Source organism: Microcoleus sp. Pol12B5, from assembly GCF_036701335.1.
GTDB lineage: Bacteria > Cyanobacteriota > Cyanobacteriia > Cyanobacteriales > Microcoleaceae > Microcoleus.
On record NZ_JAUBQQ010000040.1, the window covers coordinates 36,275 to 50,821 of the forward strand.

Annotated in this window: 12 protein-coding genes; 2 read left to right on the plus strand and 10 right to left on the minus strand. The window is 47.6% G+C overall.

Features of this window, described 5'->3' with window-relative positions:
* Positions 1-143 precede the first annotated feature (143 nt).
* The 4 genes from QUA24_RS17265 to QUA24_RS17280 all read right to left on the minus strand — a co-directional run bounded on the left by QUA24_RS17265 (position 144) and on the right by QUA24_RS17280 (position 8,083).
* Positions 144-4,172: an AAA domain-containing protein gene (locus QUA24_RS17265; protein WP_333230906.1), complete on the minus strand. Its 4,029-nt coding sequence runs from the start codon at positions 4,170-4,172 to the stop codon at positions 144-146.
* A 226-nt stretch (positions 4,173-4,398) separates the two neighbouring features.
* Positions 4,399-6,126, minus strand: coding sequence for a succinate dehydrogenase/fumarate reductase flavoprotein subunit (locus tag QUA24_RS17270; RefSeq protein ID WP_333230907.1), 1,728 nt, complete (start codon positions 6,124-6,126; stop codon positions 4,399-4,401).
* 129 nt (positions 6,127-6,255) lie between these two features.
* A complete protein-coding gene (locus tag QUA24_RS17275; protein WP_006633212.1) occupies positions 6,256-6,570 on the minus strand; it encodes a hypothetical protein in 315 nt (104 codons plus the stop codon).
* 352 nt (positions 6,571-6,922) lie between these two features.
* A complete protein-coding gene (locus tag QUA24_RS17280; RefSeq protein WP_333230908.1) occupies positions 6,923-8,083 on the minus strand; it encodes a pentapeptide repeat-containing protein in 1,161 nt (386 codons plus the stop codon).
* Positions 8,084-8,369: 286 nt separating this feature from the next.
* On the opposite strand from QUA24_RS17280, the gene QUA24_RS17285 reads away from it, so the two are divergent.
* Positions 8,370-9,095 (plus strand): lysophospholipid acyltransferase family protein, encoded by a 726-nt coding sequence (locus tag QUA24_RS17285; protein WP_333230909.1) that lies wholly within the window; start codon positions 8,370-8,372, stop codon positions 9,093-9,095.
* Positions 9,096-9,187: 92 nt separating this feature from the next.
* Positions 9,188-10,009: an alpha/beta hydrolase gene (locus tag QUA24_RS17290; RefSeq protein ID WP_333230910.1), complete on the plus strand. Its 822-nt coding sequence runs from the start codon at positions 9,188-9,190 to the stop codon at positions 10,007-10,009.
* Positions 10,010-10,168: 159 nt separating this feature from the next.
* Here QUA24_RS17290 and QUA24_RS17295 read toward each other — a convergent pair whose 3' ends face one another.
* The 6 genes from QUA24_RS17295 to QUA24_RS17320 form a co-directional block, all read right to left on the minus strand.
* Positions 10,169-10,741: a DUF2996 domain-containing protein gene (locus tag QUA24_RS17295; protein ID WP_333230911.1), complete on the minus strand. Its 573-nt coding sequence runs from the start codon at positions 10,739-10,741 to the stop codon at positions 10,169-10,171.
* 183 nt (positions 10,742-10,924) lie between these two features.
* On the minus strand, positions 10,925-11,812 hold the full coding sequence (locus tag QUA24_RS17300) for a hypothetical protein (protein ID WP_333230912.1): 888 nt from the start codon (positions 11,810-11,812) through the stop codon (positions 10,925-10,927).
* Positions 11,813-11,950: 138 nt separating this feature from the next.
* On the minus strand, positions 11,951-12,505 hold the full coding sequence (locus QUA24_RS17305) for a hypothetical protein (protein WP_333230913.1): 555 nt from the start codon (positions 12,503-12,505) through the stop codon (positions 11,951-11,953).
* 337 nt (positions 12,506-12,842) lie between these two features.
* On the minus strand, positions 12,843-12,959 hold the full coding sequence (locus QUA24_RS17310) for a photosystem I reaction center subunit VIII (RefSeq protein WP_333042098.1): 117 nt from the start codon (positions 12,957-12,959) through the stop codon (positions 12,843-12,845).
* Between the two features lie 57 nt (positions 12,960-13,016).
* Positions 13,017-13,526 (minus strand): photosystem I reaction center protein subunit XI, encoded by a 510-nt coding sequence (locus tag QUA24_RS17315; protein WP_333230914.1) that lies wholly within the window; start codon positions 13,524-13,526, stop codon positions 13,017-13,019.
* 113 nt (positions 13,527-13,639) lie between these two features.
* Positions 13,640-14,356 (minus strand): TIGR04283 family arsenosugar biosynthesis glycosyltransferase, encoded by a 717-nt coding sequence (locus tag QUA24_RS17320; RefSeq protein WP_333230915.1) that lies wholly within the window; start codon positions 14,354-14,356, stop codon positions 13,640-13,642.
* Positions 14,357-14,547: the final 191 nt, after the last annotated feature.

Below are 14,547 nucleotides of genomic sequence, written 5' to 3' on the forward strand. Positions count from 1 at the left end.
TTCAAAACTCTTCGCCAATTACCAATTACAAGCTGCTGCGGCATCCTGACGGAAAATTTTGGTTCTCCCTAAAGGATAAGCTGTTACAGGACTATGCTTCAAGGCAGTTTTAGTATGATGAGTGCAAAATTTTAACTTCATCCTCACCTAGAAGAACGCAGCCGCTCAATAGCTGCAAAAACTGCTTGATCAATTCGCGCTCCCCGGCGCTTGAACCCCAGCTCGGGCAGCATTTCTTTCAAAATTTCCTCATCGGTACGCAGACAACCATCTGATAATATCCACCGAATTAGCGACATCAGTTCAGCCTGAGTATAATCGTCAATTTTGGCTCGTTTTGGAACATTGGGTCGCCTTCCCCGCAATGCTGTAGGAGAGTTTATTTCTGGAGTGAGTGATTGGGATGTACAAGGTTGGGCAGTTTGTGGAACTGCCTTGGTCGGTTGATTCTTCTGTGCATCTACCTGGTTAGCATACTTAACAGCAGTTTCGTAAGCATCCACAGCGCGTTGTATCTCCTCCTCCCGCCGCATGAACCAGTCAGTTGACCAAATGCGGTGAAAGCGCCAGCCGAGTGCTTCGAGTTGTTGCTGTCGCAGTCGATCGCGATCGCGTGCGGTTGGTAGAGAATGGTAACTTGCCCCATCACACTCAATTGCCAGCACAAATCGCCCGGGCTGCTGTGGATGTTGCGCCACCATATCAATTCGATAACTCGAAACTCCCCACTGAGGCAGAAGCGAGATGCCCTGACCTGTTAGTGCATCATAGATATCCTTTTCAAGGGGATTGAGTGGCACGCCAGACTGTTCGGTTTCGCCAAGAATCTTGCCCTCACTCGCGGCATACTGAATGTAAAGCCGCAACAGTTCCACACCTCGCGAGGACGACCGATTCGGGTCCATATCGTGGTGGTCAAATGAGGAAACCAGAGTCATACGCTGCCTTGCCCGCGTAACTGCAACATTGAGACGGCGTTCCCCTCCCTTCGTTAGCAATGGGCCAAATCGATACAGCAGCCTGCCCGAACTGTCTTTGCCATAGCCTACAGACAACAGGATTGCATCCCGCTCATCCCCTTGAACCCGTTCGAGGTTTTTGACAAAAAAGCGTTCCGGACGACCCTCGTCAAAGAAAGCTGCTAATTCAGGACGTTCCCGAAGTGCTGTATCGAGAGTTGCTTCAATGCGCTGTGCGTGTTTGATGCCCATTGTAATTACGCCAAGCGTTTCGTTAGGTCGTTCAGTGGCGTGTTGGATCACTAACTCAACTACTCGCTGGACTTCCCTGGAAGCGCTTTCTTCCTGACCGTCCTGACCGGAAATACACGAGACAAGAACGTGAGAGAGAGATGGTGAACCACCAGGACTGGGAAATGTAATCAGGCGATCATTGTAAATGTGGCGGTTGGAGAAGGCAATTAACGCTTCATCTCGACTTCGATAGTGCCACAAAAGCTCCCAGGTTTCCAGGAAAGAGGACATCAAATCGAGCAGACTCTCCAACCCTTCAACGGGGGATGGAGATTCGGCTTCCTCTTCCTCATCCAGCCCCCCTGCAAAAAATGTTGTCGGTGGGAGTTGGTATTTATCCCCGGCGACAACTGCCCTTTCCGCCCGCAGTAATGCCGGAACTGCATCCTCTGGCAATACCTGACTGGCTTCATCGAAAATGACAACATCGAAATAACGACGGTCAGCGTCCAGTAACTGGCTCACCGAGAGGGGACTAGCCATCCAGCAGGGACTAATGCTGGTTAAAACATCGGGAGCTTCTGCCAAAAGCTTACGCAGTGGCAGATGTCGGGCTTTTTTAGCGGCTTCGCGCCGTACCAACGCTTCCTGTTCTGGATAGGCATTCATTGCAGCGATCACCCGTTCCGCATGGGCGCGTCGGACTCGATTGGAAGATATCTTCACTCTTTCCTGGTCTAGGGCGCGAAATTCTTCAATCAACTGTTCATGAGTTTCTCTATGGAAGGCTGTTAAGGCTGAATCTTGGGCACGCGCCTGGTCGAGACAGGAGGCAAACCAGGCATACTTGAATTGCTTCTGCCATAGGGAGGGATCAGATTTTAGCCGTCTCAACTCCGCAATAATTGAGGACGCACCACACTGTTCAATTGTGCGCTCAATTTCCTTTAGATCCGCCACCTGTTGCGGTGTGTCGCGGTCTGCTGCCAGCTTATTAAAAAGTTCTTTTAAATCTTGGAGCGTTAACTGACTTAGATTACCCTGCCCCAAATCGGGTTCAATAAGCTCTAGGTCAGTAAGGAGCACTTTCAGGCTGTCTCGTGCTGCACTCAAAGACGTAACTTGGCACGGAACTGAAGCCGAACGCGACAGCGATCGCCAATGACTCAACTGTTCAGATGCTTTGGTTATTTCCTGAAATAATTGCCCATTTGATGTTTCTCCAGCTTTTCGTAGTTTTTTAAGAGTAGATAATACATTTTTGAAGTTGCTATCAAAGAACAATGCCAAGCTCTCCGCGATGAAACCGTTTCTTAATGGTGACAGCGCAGTGACTTGCTTTTCCAGGTCTTGTTTAAAGATATCCTCCGAATACAGAAAGAGGGTTTTTTCAACGTCTTCGATGAATACAATTAGCTGCCTGGCTTCGTTAAGGTTAATAGGTGGCTCTAGCTTGAGTGTTTCTAGGCACTTAGAAAATTCTGGTAAACGAACTGTAGCAATCCGCAGCACTACATCATATGCCTTCCACGCAGCGTCTTTCGACAATAACTTGGCTGTCTTCCAACGGGAGGGATGGTCACCAAGAAAGAGACTGGCTAATTCTCCCCTACTTATTTGTCCCAGGCCTTCCGCTACAGTGTCAGCCTTTTCTGCACTGAGTCGATTAAGTTCTACACCGCGAAAGCGGATATTGATTCGCTCGGATTCAGAAAATTGCAACAAAAGCTCAGCCTGAATCTCGTAGATACTCTTATCTGATGGTTTGTGCTTATCGTGCAGCCGTGCTACATGGTCATTGAGCCGCTTCCTTCGATCAACAAAGCGTTGGTGGAGATTGCCGGTGTCTGCTGGGGAAATATTGCGTACCAGTGTCAAGCTTTCTGCTACTTGCTGTAATACCTCTCGCCGCGAGATAGCTGCACCGTGTAGATCGAGCAATAAATGCCCCAGTCCTTTTTGCTCTAATCGAGTTTTCACCACTTCCAAAGCGGCACGCTTTTCAGCAACAAACAGGATGCGCTGTCCTGATGCGACTAAGGTGGCAATCAGATTGGCAATGGTCTGGCTTTTTCCTGTACCGGGAGGGCCTTGAATGACTCCATTTCGCCCTGCCAGAGCTGCATGAATCACCTGCTGCTGACTTGAGTCGGCATCGAAGACAAAAAATTCGTTGTCGGGTGAGATGCGATCGAGTTCTCTAACGTCAATGTTTTGACTCGTACCCCGGACATTTTGACGGGCTGTGATGTCCCCAGCGATCGCGGAAATCATATCATTGGCTACCATCTCACTCAAGCGATCGCGCAAGTCTCTCACCATCGCCATCTTTTGGAAAGAGAAATTACTGAGGACTGCCCGTGTTTTAATCTCAAAGCCTTTTAATTCAGAGGCAGCTTTGGTTAACTCAGAATAAACAGCTTCTAGGTCTGGACTCTCGTCTTCCCCTACGCTTTCTGCCTCCCCTAGCAGACATTCGGGCGTGACTTGGCATCCATATTCTGCCTCTAGTACGTGCAACAATACGGGGTTGACCTGGACTTCGCCGCTACGTTTTAGTTTGATTGCGCCGCGCGCATCTACATGAATTGGCACCAGAAGGACAGCAGCTTCTGGCGGACGGCCTCCATCAGTTGGAGTCCAAGTTGCCATTCCCAAAGCGAGGAAAAGCGTTTCTAGCCCCTTTTCTTCTAAGTTGGCAAGTGCGCGGCGGCGGATTCCCTGTACCTGTGCTGCGGCTTTCAGTTCTTCAGCCTGCGGTAGCAGACGAATTAACGGAACTGTCTTGCCAGTCAGCAACTCTTTCAATGCCTTGGAGTTACAGTCTGAGAAATCAAGTGTCCCCCTCTTAAGTTCGCGATAGTATAGCAGGTTGTTGCGCCGTGACAGATCGATTAGGCGTCGAATCCAACCCTCCCGTACTCGGTCCACAGCAGCATAGCGCTCGCGCTTGGCCCCATCCTTACCAAAGTTGCTCATACCAACACTCTTTTCCCACAGCATATCCCCTGAAGACTCTCAACGCTTGTCTAATATCTGCGAGATCGATATTGATGTTGCTGCCTCTTGAGTCTGATGCAAAGCTTCTCAATCCTTATTTTTCCATACTTTACAAGTCTTAATGCTGGGCAGCCACTCGGATTTCTTGATTAAAGAATCTAGAATCTAGAGTTGACACAAATGGTGGGCAATGCCCACCTACAAATTAATACTTCCTCTCCTGCGGCTCAAACATCGTAATCGCCACCGGCATATAAGCCAAATCAATCCCAGCAGGCGAATAATACGCCATTGTATGCTTCAAGAAATTGCCGTCATCGCGCTCAGTAAAATCTTCCCGCGAATGAGCTCCCCGACTTTCCTGTCGGTTCAAAGCAGAAGTTAAAATCATTTTCCCGACAATTATCAAACTCCGCAACTCCAAAGCTTCCACAATTTCCGTATTCCACAACTTGCCTTTATCATCTAAGTAAACCTCTTCATATTGTTGCTCTAAATCCGCCAATTTCTTTAAACCTTCCTGCATCAATTCGGCGCTACGAAATACGCCACAATACTCAGTCATAGTATCTTGATACTGCTGCCGGATTTGATTGATGCGGTATTTTCCGGGACGTTCTAAAAGTGCCTGAATTTGCTCTTTTGCTTCCGTAATATAACGCTGTTCGTCTACGGCAGGCAACTTGCGATTTTGTACGAATTGTGCTATGGTTGCGCCAGTAACTTTGCCGTAAACTACGCATTCCAACAGCGAATTGCTGCCCAAACGATTGGCGCCGTGAACCGACACGCAAGCTGCTTCGCCGGCTGCAAAGAAACCGTCTACCAAACTGTCAGGACTGCTGCGAACTTGACCGCTAACATTAGTAGGAATTCCGCCCATTGAATAGTGAACGGTAGGGCGCACGGGCATTGGCTGATTTACGGCATCAATTCCTAACAAACGGTGGGCTTCTTCCCAAGCAAAAGGAATTTTGCTCATAATTTTTTCGCGTCCCATGTGCCGCAAATCCAGATAGACAAAGGGGCCGCCGGCACTACCATCAACATTAATTCCTCGGCCGGCGCGAATTTCTATGGAAATTGACCGCGAAGTGATATCTCTGGGCGCTAATTCCATCCGCGACGGGGCATAATTGGCCATAAATCGATCGCCCTCTGAATTAATCAAATAAGCACCTTCGCCCCGCACAGCCTCCGAAATCAACACTCCCACGGGATACAAACCCGTCGGGTGAAACTGCACGAATTCCATATCTTCCAGCGGCAATCCAGCTAAAGCCGTCATCGCCAAACCGTCTCCCGTCGAGGCGTAATCGTTCGACGTGGTATTGTAAACTCGGCCGTAACCCCCCGTAGCAAACATCACCGCCTTAGCGCGCACGACCTCAATTTGACCGTCTAGAAGGCGGTACATAACTACCCCCTTGGCTTGGCCTTCTTCCAAAATCAGGCGCGTGACATACCACTCCTGATAGATGTGAACTCCGCAGCGGCGCAAATTGTTGACTAATTCGTGGAGGATGGCGTGACCGGTTTTGTCGGCGGCGTAGCAGGTGCGGCGGTGGGAATGTCCGCCGAAAGCGCGCTGGGCAATTCTGCCGTCTGGGAGGCGGGAGAAGAGGACTCCCATGTGTTCTAAATCTATGACTACACCGGGGGCTTCGCGGGTGAGGATTTCTACCGCGTCTTGGTCGGCTAAATAGTCTGAACCTTTTACTGTGTCGAAGGCGTGGGCTTTCCAACTGTCTTCGGGATCGACATTTTGGAGGCTGGAGGCCATGCCGCCTTGGGCTGCGACGGAGTGCGATCGAATTGGGTGAGTTTTGGCGACGACAGCTACCTTTAAACTCGGGTCAGTCCGGGCAATTTCTACTGCGGCGCGGCAACCTGCTAAACCGCCGCCTACAATAATTACGTCGTGTTCTAGCATCTTTTTGAATTATTTTGAGTGTTCTGCTCAACTTATCGTGACGCAAAAAAAAACTTCCTACCAAAAGAGCAGGAAGTTTTTTAACTTTTGGTTTGAATGGAAAATCAAAAGTTAAAATTTCAAATTGGACTAGCCGGCGCTTTCGGCAGGATTCTGAAGCGACTGATTTCCCGTTGCAGAAGGTTGAGGTTCCGTACCGGGTTCTACGGCAAGCACTTCAATGTTATTTAGCAGAGTTGTAACGAAAGCAAACAGCAAGAAGGGGAGAGACAGCACTAAAATCAAGCCGACGGTAGCCAAGGCGAAGATTTGGCGGGCGCTACTCCACAAGGCGAGTGCCGACGCTAGACTTAGGAAGATGACTATCAGCCAAACAATGATTTGACCGTAAATGTCGCCAAAGGTGAGGGTACATTTAAGGCGATAGTTTTGGATATTATTCATTTTGCTCCTGGCGAGATTGCTATTAAGACTTGTGCAAAAATACTTTGACAGTGCGTCAATCCCCACTGTAGATTTATCAGTTTAGCTACCCTAGCTTGGTTTGGGGGCTATTTTAAGCATTTTTACAGAAGTCGCAACAAGACTTTATAAATTGTTGCTTTCCCTCAATATAGCAACCGCCCGTGTTAGGACGCAAGGCGTAAGACATCTGCGATCGCAGGGGGTAAGTAATCAAACTCATCTAGCTGTTTACGAATTCGACTTTTGGGCGAAGATCGGCATTGTTCCATCCAAGTTCAAATCAAATGAATCAACTTAACTTTTCTCTTTTGGCGACAGTTAGAGCTCGATATCAGTTGCCACAACCTTCTTTAGTTTTTGTGCCCTCTGGCATTGTGACATCACAGAGGTTATTTTTACTCATTTCCGCACCGCTGAGGTCTGCCCCCATTAAGTTAGCTCTACTCATGTTGATATCTACCAATCTGGCTGATTTTAAAATAGCATTTGTTAGGTTAGCATCAACAAGTTTGGACTTCACAAGATCGGCATTACTGAGGTTTGCCTTAATTAAAGTTGCTCCTTCCAGGTTTGCCATCCTTAGAGAAGCCTTCGTTAGATAGGCTCCCGTTAATTGAGCCATTTCCAAGTTAGAATAACTAAGGCTAGCATTAGTTAAAATGGCATTATTTAAATTAGCTCTATATAAATTAGCATCATTCAGCCTAGCGTTAGTTAAAATGGCATTATTCAAATTAGCTCTATATAAATTAGCGCGATTTAACGTAGCCTTGTTAAGATTGGCGTTTCTCAAGTTAGCACCGCTGAGATAGGCAGGAGAAATATAGATTGTTTGCCCTACACGATAACTGTCAGGACTCAGATTTGCCTCGCTAAGGTTGGCATCTGCGAGATTTGCACCTATAAGCGATACTACCTTGAGATCTGCCTTAGTCAAGTTAGCTTTTTTGAGGTTGGCATAAGTCAGTCTAGTTCGAGTTGTTTTATTACACTTTAAAATAGCTCCAGATAAGTTGGCATTTTCTAAGTTAGCGCCCGTCATATCGTTGCCTTTAAGATTGGTATCTGTCAAGTCAGCACCGCTCAGGTTAATTCCTTTCATGTTGACATCTCCTAAGTCAGCCGATCTGACATTAGCACCGCTAAGATTAGCATTGACAAGATTAGCTTTGTACAAATATACATTTTCTAAGTTAGCTCCTGCCAAATTAGCCCCCTCCAGACTCGCACCCCTTAATTGAGCGTTTGTTAAATCGCAACCTTTGCACTGTTTTGTTTCTAACAGTTGCTTGATGTGTTCCGGGTTGGCGGCCTGAGCTGGGTTGGTCAAAGTCAGGGAAGCCACAAGTAGAGCAGTAGCTTCTGGCAACCAAGCTAGAAAGCTTCCTGTTTGGTCTTGTCGCTTTAGCCATAGGGCAATAATTTTTAAGCAATCGAGCTTGATTGCTGGAATGACTTTCTGGTGTAGATCGTAGCTGTAGGGTTTGGCCATGAGTGATGCGATCGCTTTGCAACAAACAAGATCGTTCTTAGCTTACACCACAATTGTCTGAGGAGTTGCTATACCAAAGAAGCTGGGTTTTTTCGATCGGTATTCAAGGAGCGAATGCAATTTTTATTGAAAAAACTCAGTGTCTGACTATCCCATGCGTCCTGAACTATAAAGCCCAGGTAGATGGGAAAGTCTACTTTTTGAGGGATCCCCGACTTGGTAAAGTAATGTTAAGCTGCGTGGGAATGGAATCAACCTTTATAGCGTCGCACCTGTCTTTTCGCCCATGTCTTCAGAGAGCAAATTGCTGATTTCGCGCTGTTTCCTGGCTGGTTTGGGAACGCAGACGTTTGTGTTCCGGGAAGACCGGATTCCCCAAGAGAGTCCGGTGCTGGTGGTGAGCAATCACCGCAGTTTCTTAGATCCTGTGCTGCTGACGGCGGCTTTGGGTCGATCGATCCGCTTTGCTTGTCATCATTACATGGGTCAAGTTCCGCTGATGAGGGAAGTAGTCACGACTTTCGGCGCTTTCCCCTTGGAAGCACCAGAGCACCGACAGCAGCATTTTTTCTCTCAAGCGACAGCGCTGCTGCAAAGCGGGGAGATGGTGGGGGTGTTTCCAGAGGGTGCAGAACCGATGGTGAAGCTGACTGGACCCAATACTGTGGGGAAGTTTCAGCGAGGATTTGCTCATTTGGCTTTGCGGGCGCCGGTGCGGGATTTGGCGGTTTTGCCGGTGGCCATTAGTTCTTTTGAGGAACACTCGGTAAGATCGGGTGTACCGCTCAAGTTGTTGAGTTTGTTTGATCCTTCGGAACCGCTGTTCGATCGCTCTGGGTGGCATCCTGTGATAATTTATCAGCGAGTTAATGTTTTAATCGGCCAGCCTTACTGGATTACTGTCGAGAGACAGCAGCAATATCGAGGCAAAAAAGCCAAAGCAGTTGTGGCTGAACTCACAAACCACTGTCAGGGAGAAATTGCACAATTACTCCAACGAGGTTGTTTGTAAGTTTGTTGACTGTTGGCTGTTGACTGTTGACTGTGGTCTGGTGTCAGATTTCCAATCTAAAATCTAAAATCTAAAATCGATTGACTTGAATCATGGCAAATGCTAACAACAAGGTTCGTTTCCTAACTCCCAAACCGCCAAAACCAGAGCGCCCTTTATTTGTATTTCTGCCCGGTATGGATGGCAGTGGTTTGCTACTGAGACCGCAAATTGCTAAATTAGCAAATCATTTCGACATTCGCTGCTTAACTGTACCGGCTGACGACATGGCTAGTTGGGAGGTACTGGTTAGCGAAACAATTGCCTTAATTGAAGCAGAAAAGCAAGCGGGAAAGCCGAAGCGGCCGGTTTATCTGTGTGGCGAGTCATTTGGGGGCTGTTTAGCGATGAAAACTGTTTTAGAAGCTCCTCAATTGTGCGATCGATTAATATTAGTCAATCCAGCTTCTTCGTTTCGACAGCAGCCTTGGGTGCAGTGGGGATCGTACCTGACTCAGTGGCTGCCGGCAAACCTTTATCCGCTGTCGGTAATCGGTTTATTGCCGATATTAGCATCATTAGGAAAGATTGGGCGCGACGATCGACGAGCTTTGCTAGAAGCGATGCAAGCAGTACCGCAAAATACGTCTGTGTGGAGATTGGCGTTAGTGCGATCGTTTAATGTTGACGAAAATCAGTTGCGCGGCATCAAACAGCCGACGCTAGTAATTGCTAGCGGTGCAGATCGGCTGCTGCCTTCCCTAGTAGAAGCGAAGCTTTTAGTCAAGGTAATTCCCAAAGCTGAAATGGTGGTGCTGGCTAACAGCGGTCACGCTTGTTTGTTAGAAACGGATGTTAACCTTTACGGGATTATGCAAGCTCGCAATTTTTTGACTAAATCCGAAGAAAATCTGTCATTAGTCAATAGTCATTAGTCATTAGCTATGATTTCTCACTTCTGAGTCAGTTGGGGCAAAATTAGAGATGGGGCGAGGGGTAAAGTTTATATTACAATTAACCCGCCCTGACACTCATTAGTACGTCCCCGAAGACAAGCCACTAACGACTAATAACTAATGACTAATGACTATTGACTAATTAAGATTTAACCATTTTTGAGCGTTAAGTCGCTGGACGACGCCAAACACCATGAGGTCTAGTGTTACCTTGCGCTCATCTATCAAAAAAGGCTCTAAAGTGCTGGTTTTGGTCTTATTTTCCGCGCAGGAAAATGCTCTTTGACTTTGAATATTTTCTTGAGGAAAATATAGGTTAAATTGGCGCTCTCCTTCTTGGAATTTACCAATTACCTGCCAGCAATCCCCGGCGGAACTCATGCCAAAAACGGGAAATTTTTGCTTGGTAAAACTCACCTCTAAATCCTTAACGCCCTGCTTAGTCAAAGCAGTTTGCAAAGCGGGCAAATAATCTTGTTGAATAAATTCCGCAAAGGGCTTGTCTTCAACAGCAGGTGCTTTTTCCTTTTTAGCTTTAGCTGGGGGCTTGTCGCCTTCGGCCTTGGCTGCGGGCTTTTTAGCAGCCGCTGGAGGCTGGTCAGTGCTGGGAAAGTCGGTTGTCTCGGCAGTGTCGGAACTCGGGGCGTTCTCGATCGACGCACTGGGAGTTTCCGATTCGCCAGCGGTAGGATTTTTCGGTTCTTCTGACATTAACGCTTCCTGTTAAAAGTGATTCGGTAAGGAGTTGGGAGTTGAGCAAGCGGGCGATCGACTTTCTTGAGGGCACACATTTTATCGCAAACCAACCTGAGAGAATGGCTAGTCAAAAAAATTTGAACTGAAAACACTCTCACAGGGCGATCGACCGCCAATATCACAACTCCTTTGGTTATTCTAAATCTCAGCGACAGCTCGTTCAATCAAACGGCGGGCTAGAGTTTGAACACCGGTGTGTTCGTAGTAGTTGGTAGTCATGTCGAGGAATGCGCCCACGTAGTCCACCTTGTCAGCAGAAATTTCCACAAAACTCTGCAAGTGGCCAAGTACGTTTTGGGGAGTCAAACCTCGATCGCTCACAAAAGAGCTCATCCAGCCGGAAACCGAGTTAAAGCTTTCGCCGATAAAGCCGAGTTGGCCTGCGGGAGAGCCCCCTGGAATCATGCCACCGATCGACTTAAAGGCCGAATTATCTTGCAAATCGCTGGGGGAGAGTCTCTGAATCCAAGACTGAGTTGCCATGATAAAGTCTGGGCCCAAAGGAATCAAACCATCAAAGCAAACCAAAGCAGCCATCCGCATCAGGGATTCGCCGCCGTAGTCGCCCAAGGATGCGGCAAAATCGCCGATGCTGTCGCCTGGAATGCCGTTGATTTGGCAAAAAGCGAGCAACTCAGTCACTAATTTCAGAGAAAGGTCGATCGTTTGAGCTTTTTCCGGCTTGGGAGTGAGATTGCCTAGCATGGACAAAAACGGCACATTTTCCGCAACTTTGTTAGCGAGGGCGGCAGTACCCAAAGCCTTGTCGGCGTTGTCAATAGTTTGGTAGAGCCAGAGAGCGCGCTGGTAGCCCTCTGATTTATCGTTGTAGAGGTAGATGGCGCGCTCGCCAATTTGCTGAATCAGTTCTTCATCTGTTTCGCCAGTAACGGTGCGAATGGTATTTTCAAAGCCAACTAAATTGTTCCACTCACCGGGAACCACAAAGTCAAGCGCTCGCAGGGCTTTGACAGTCATGTTGTCTTGAGGCAGTTGATCGACTAATTCAAAGACTGTTTTGCTCACAAAAAACTCCTTTTGCTGGAACGAAAATCAAAGATATTACTTTTGGAAGATGGCAAAAACTTCACACTCTATTTGTGGCAAACTTAGTTTTGATAGCGCCAGACTGGAGTCAGGCGCGGAGTGTGACAAGAGACATTGCTACTTGACGCGGGCGAGACCACCGAGGTTAAATTTTGACAGCCAAGCTTCGCGCTCGCTGGCGGTAAAAGAGGGATTGCGAGATTGAACTTTCACCTGATAGCGATTTGCCACTAAAACAGCGGTGATATTAGCACCCTGATTAATGGCGGGATAGCCGGCAATTTGCTTGGTACTTTGCTTAAATTTTGCACCTGCGCTAGGGTTGCCGGCGATGTCGTTAATCGAGAGAACCGCGACATTTTTTCCGTCTTTGTTCAGCTTAGCTTCAGCAAAACCGGATTTTTCTTGAGCAAAAACGCGATCGAATCCACCGCCAGAAGCCGGGAAGTATTTATTTAACTTACCGCCTGCCACTGCCTTCTTGGGCAGGTTTTGATTACTCGCACTTGATTTATCAGCAGTTGTCTGCTGTGCTTTACCAGGTTTTTGGGTGCTTTCCTGCTGGGCTTTGTCCCAGCGGGAGGGGGCTTGGGTTTGACCGCAGGCGGTCACTAACAGCAGTACCGAGATCAGGAATGGAGCTAAGATGCGGCGTGCGGGGGAAAATTGCATCGCTGTCTCCTCATTAGTAGGTTTCCATAACAATTGTGGCTTAGAATTGGGCAATTTGTGTGCTCTGAGGGGATGATTTGTCTTCTTTGCAAAAAAATCCTCTGCCTGCCGACAGAGGATTTTTTTGCAATTACGAGTTTTGAAGGAAGAAAACTGAAAGATTGCTCCACAGATCAATTCTGGGGATGGGGGTAAAGAAACTAAGTTTTCTGATAGCCAGCAATCTCAAAACAATTTTTGCTGATTTTCTCTAGATTTATCTAGAAATTTCAGAGCAATTGTTCATCCATCGTCTTACTTCGGCTTTCCAACTTAAGTCTTACTTTAGGGGTAAGGATTAGGCGTCGCTTTCAATGTAGATAAACAACAAACCCATTACCACCACCGGCATCACCCAGGTAATTAGGGGAATCAAAATCCAAGGCAAGAAAGAGGCAGCGTAGGAACCTGTCATATCAAATTCTCCAAACTAAAGTTAGTGTGTTCCAACAGGGATATTTGGGGGTCAAGCCTAATTGTTGACTAAGCCCCGGAAAATGGCATCAACGCCGTTAAAGTTTTCGAGTAAGAAGTAGGCAACAAAGACACCACCCATTCCACCAATGAAGAAACCACCGGTAAACTGGCTCCAGCCTTCAGCATTTCTGAGGGAATCAGGGGTCATGGGATTAGCGCTAGGGTAGCTGGTGTTGTCTTGTTTGAAAGAGACTAAACCGTAAGCAGACATACCTAGTGTGCCAAGCAGAACTAAGACGAGGGCTGTATATAATCCTCCGAGATTAGCTGCTTCTGGATAATCCCGCAGGGGGCCGAAGACGATTTCGGGGCCGACGAGGAAATAACCGTGTGCCAAACCAATTTCTAGGCCTCGAATTAGGGGCGAGAGTCCTTTGCGGTAGACGGGCAAGTTCCCAATGAATGCTTTTGTGAAATCAGAAGCACTGATGGGAGTTGCTAGATGACCCGTGAACGGGTCGCCGTTAAAGGGTTTAATAAGCTCTGCATCTCTGGGATCGGCCATATTCTGTTTGTCCTCGCAGTTTAAAAAGTTGAGGCGTTCAAGTCATATTTTACGCAGGGACGTGTTTCCTATTTACATAATTAACGGCGAGCTTTAGAAAAGTTCACTATTCTTTAGTTTTTGGAAGAATTTTTCTTTTGCCTCTTATACCAGAAAGCGAGTCGATCGGGCGACACTCCCAGGAAATAAGCGATGATTACTATTTGATTAATGGCGGTGGTTTGGAGAACCCCAAGCTGTTGCCAGCGACGGGCGGAGGTCAGCACTGGCTGGGGTACTATTTCAATGCGGCCTTGTTTTTTCAATCGGCGCACAAATTCAAAGTCTTCCATCAGTGGCAAGTCGGGAAAACCGCCAATTTTGTCAAAGGTAACTGCGTGGAGGAAAATAGCTTGGTCGCCGTAGGGCATTTGCAGAAAGTTCGATCGCCAGTTTACCCCTGTTTCTACCAACCGGAGGCTGAGACTGCGGGCGTCAATCTTGAGTTCAAAGGCCCCCGCTAGCGTACAGGGATTAGCTAGTACCCGACGCGCGCTATCGTCGTACCCGCTAGGCAAAATAGTGTCTGCGTGGAGAAACAGCAGCATATCTCCAGTAGCAGCGGCGGCACCTGCATTCATTTGGGTGGCACGGCCTGGGGCGGTGGAGATAACTCGGACGCCCAAAGATTTTGCGATATCTGCAGTACCGTCCCTGCTGCCGCCGTCGGCGACAATTATTTCGACATTTTTGGCCTTTCGGGCGGTGGAGATGACTGGGGCAATTGTAGGTGCTTCGTTTAAGACTGGAATGATAATAGAAATTTTGAGATTGGGATTTTCTGGCGACATACAGAATTAAGCACCCCGTGAGAGAGACGGGTTTTTTACCAAGCTTATCTGTTATTTGGGCCTGGGGGGGTGACGACCCGCCCCAAACCCATAGTTAGTAAGGATTGAGCCAAATTGTGGTAAAAAAAGATAGGCAGCAGAGTTGTTACACGCTTGCCTATCCAAAAAAATAATGATACCAAGATTCTACC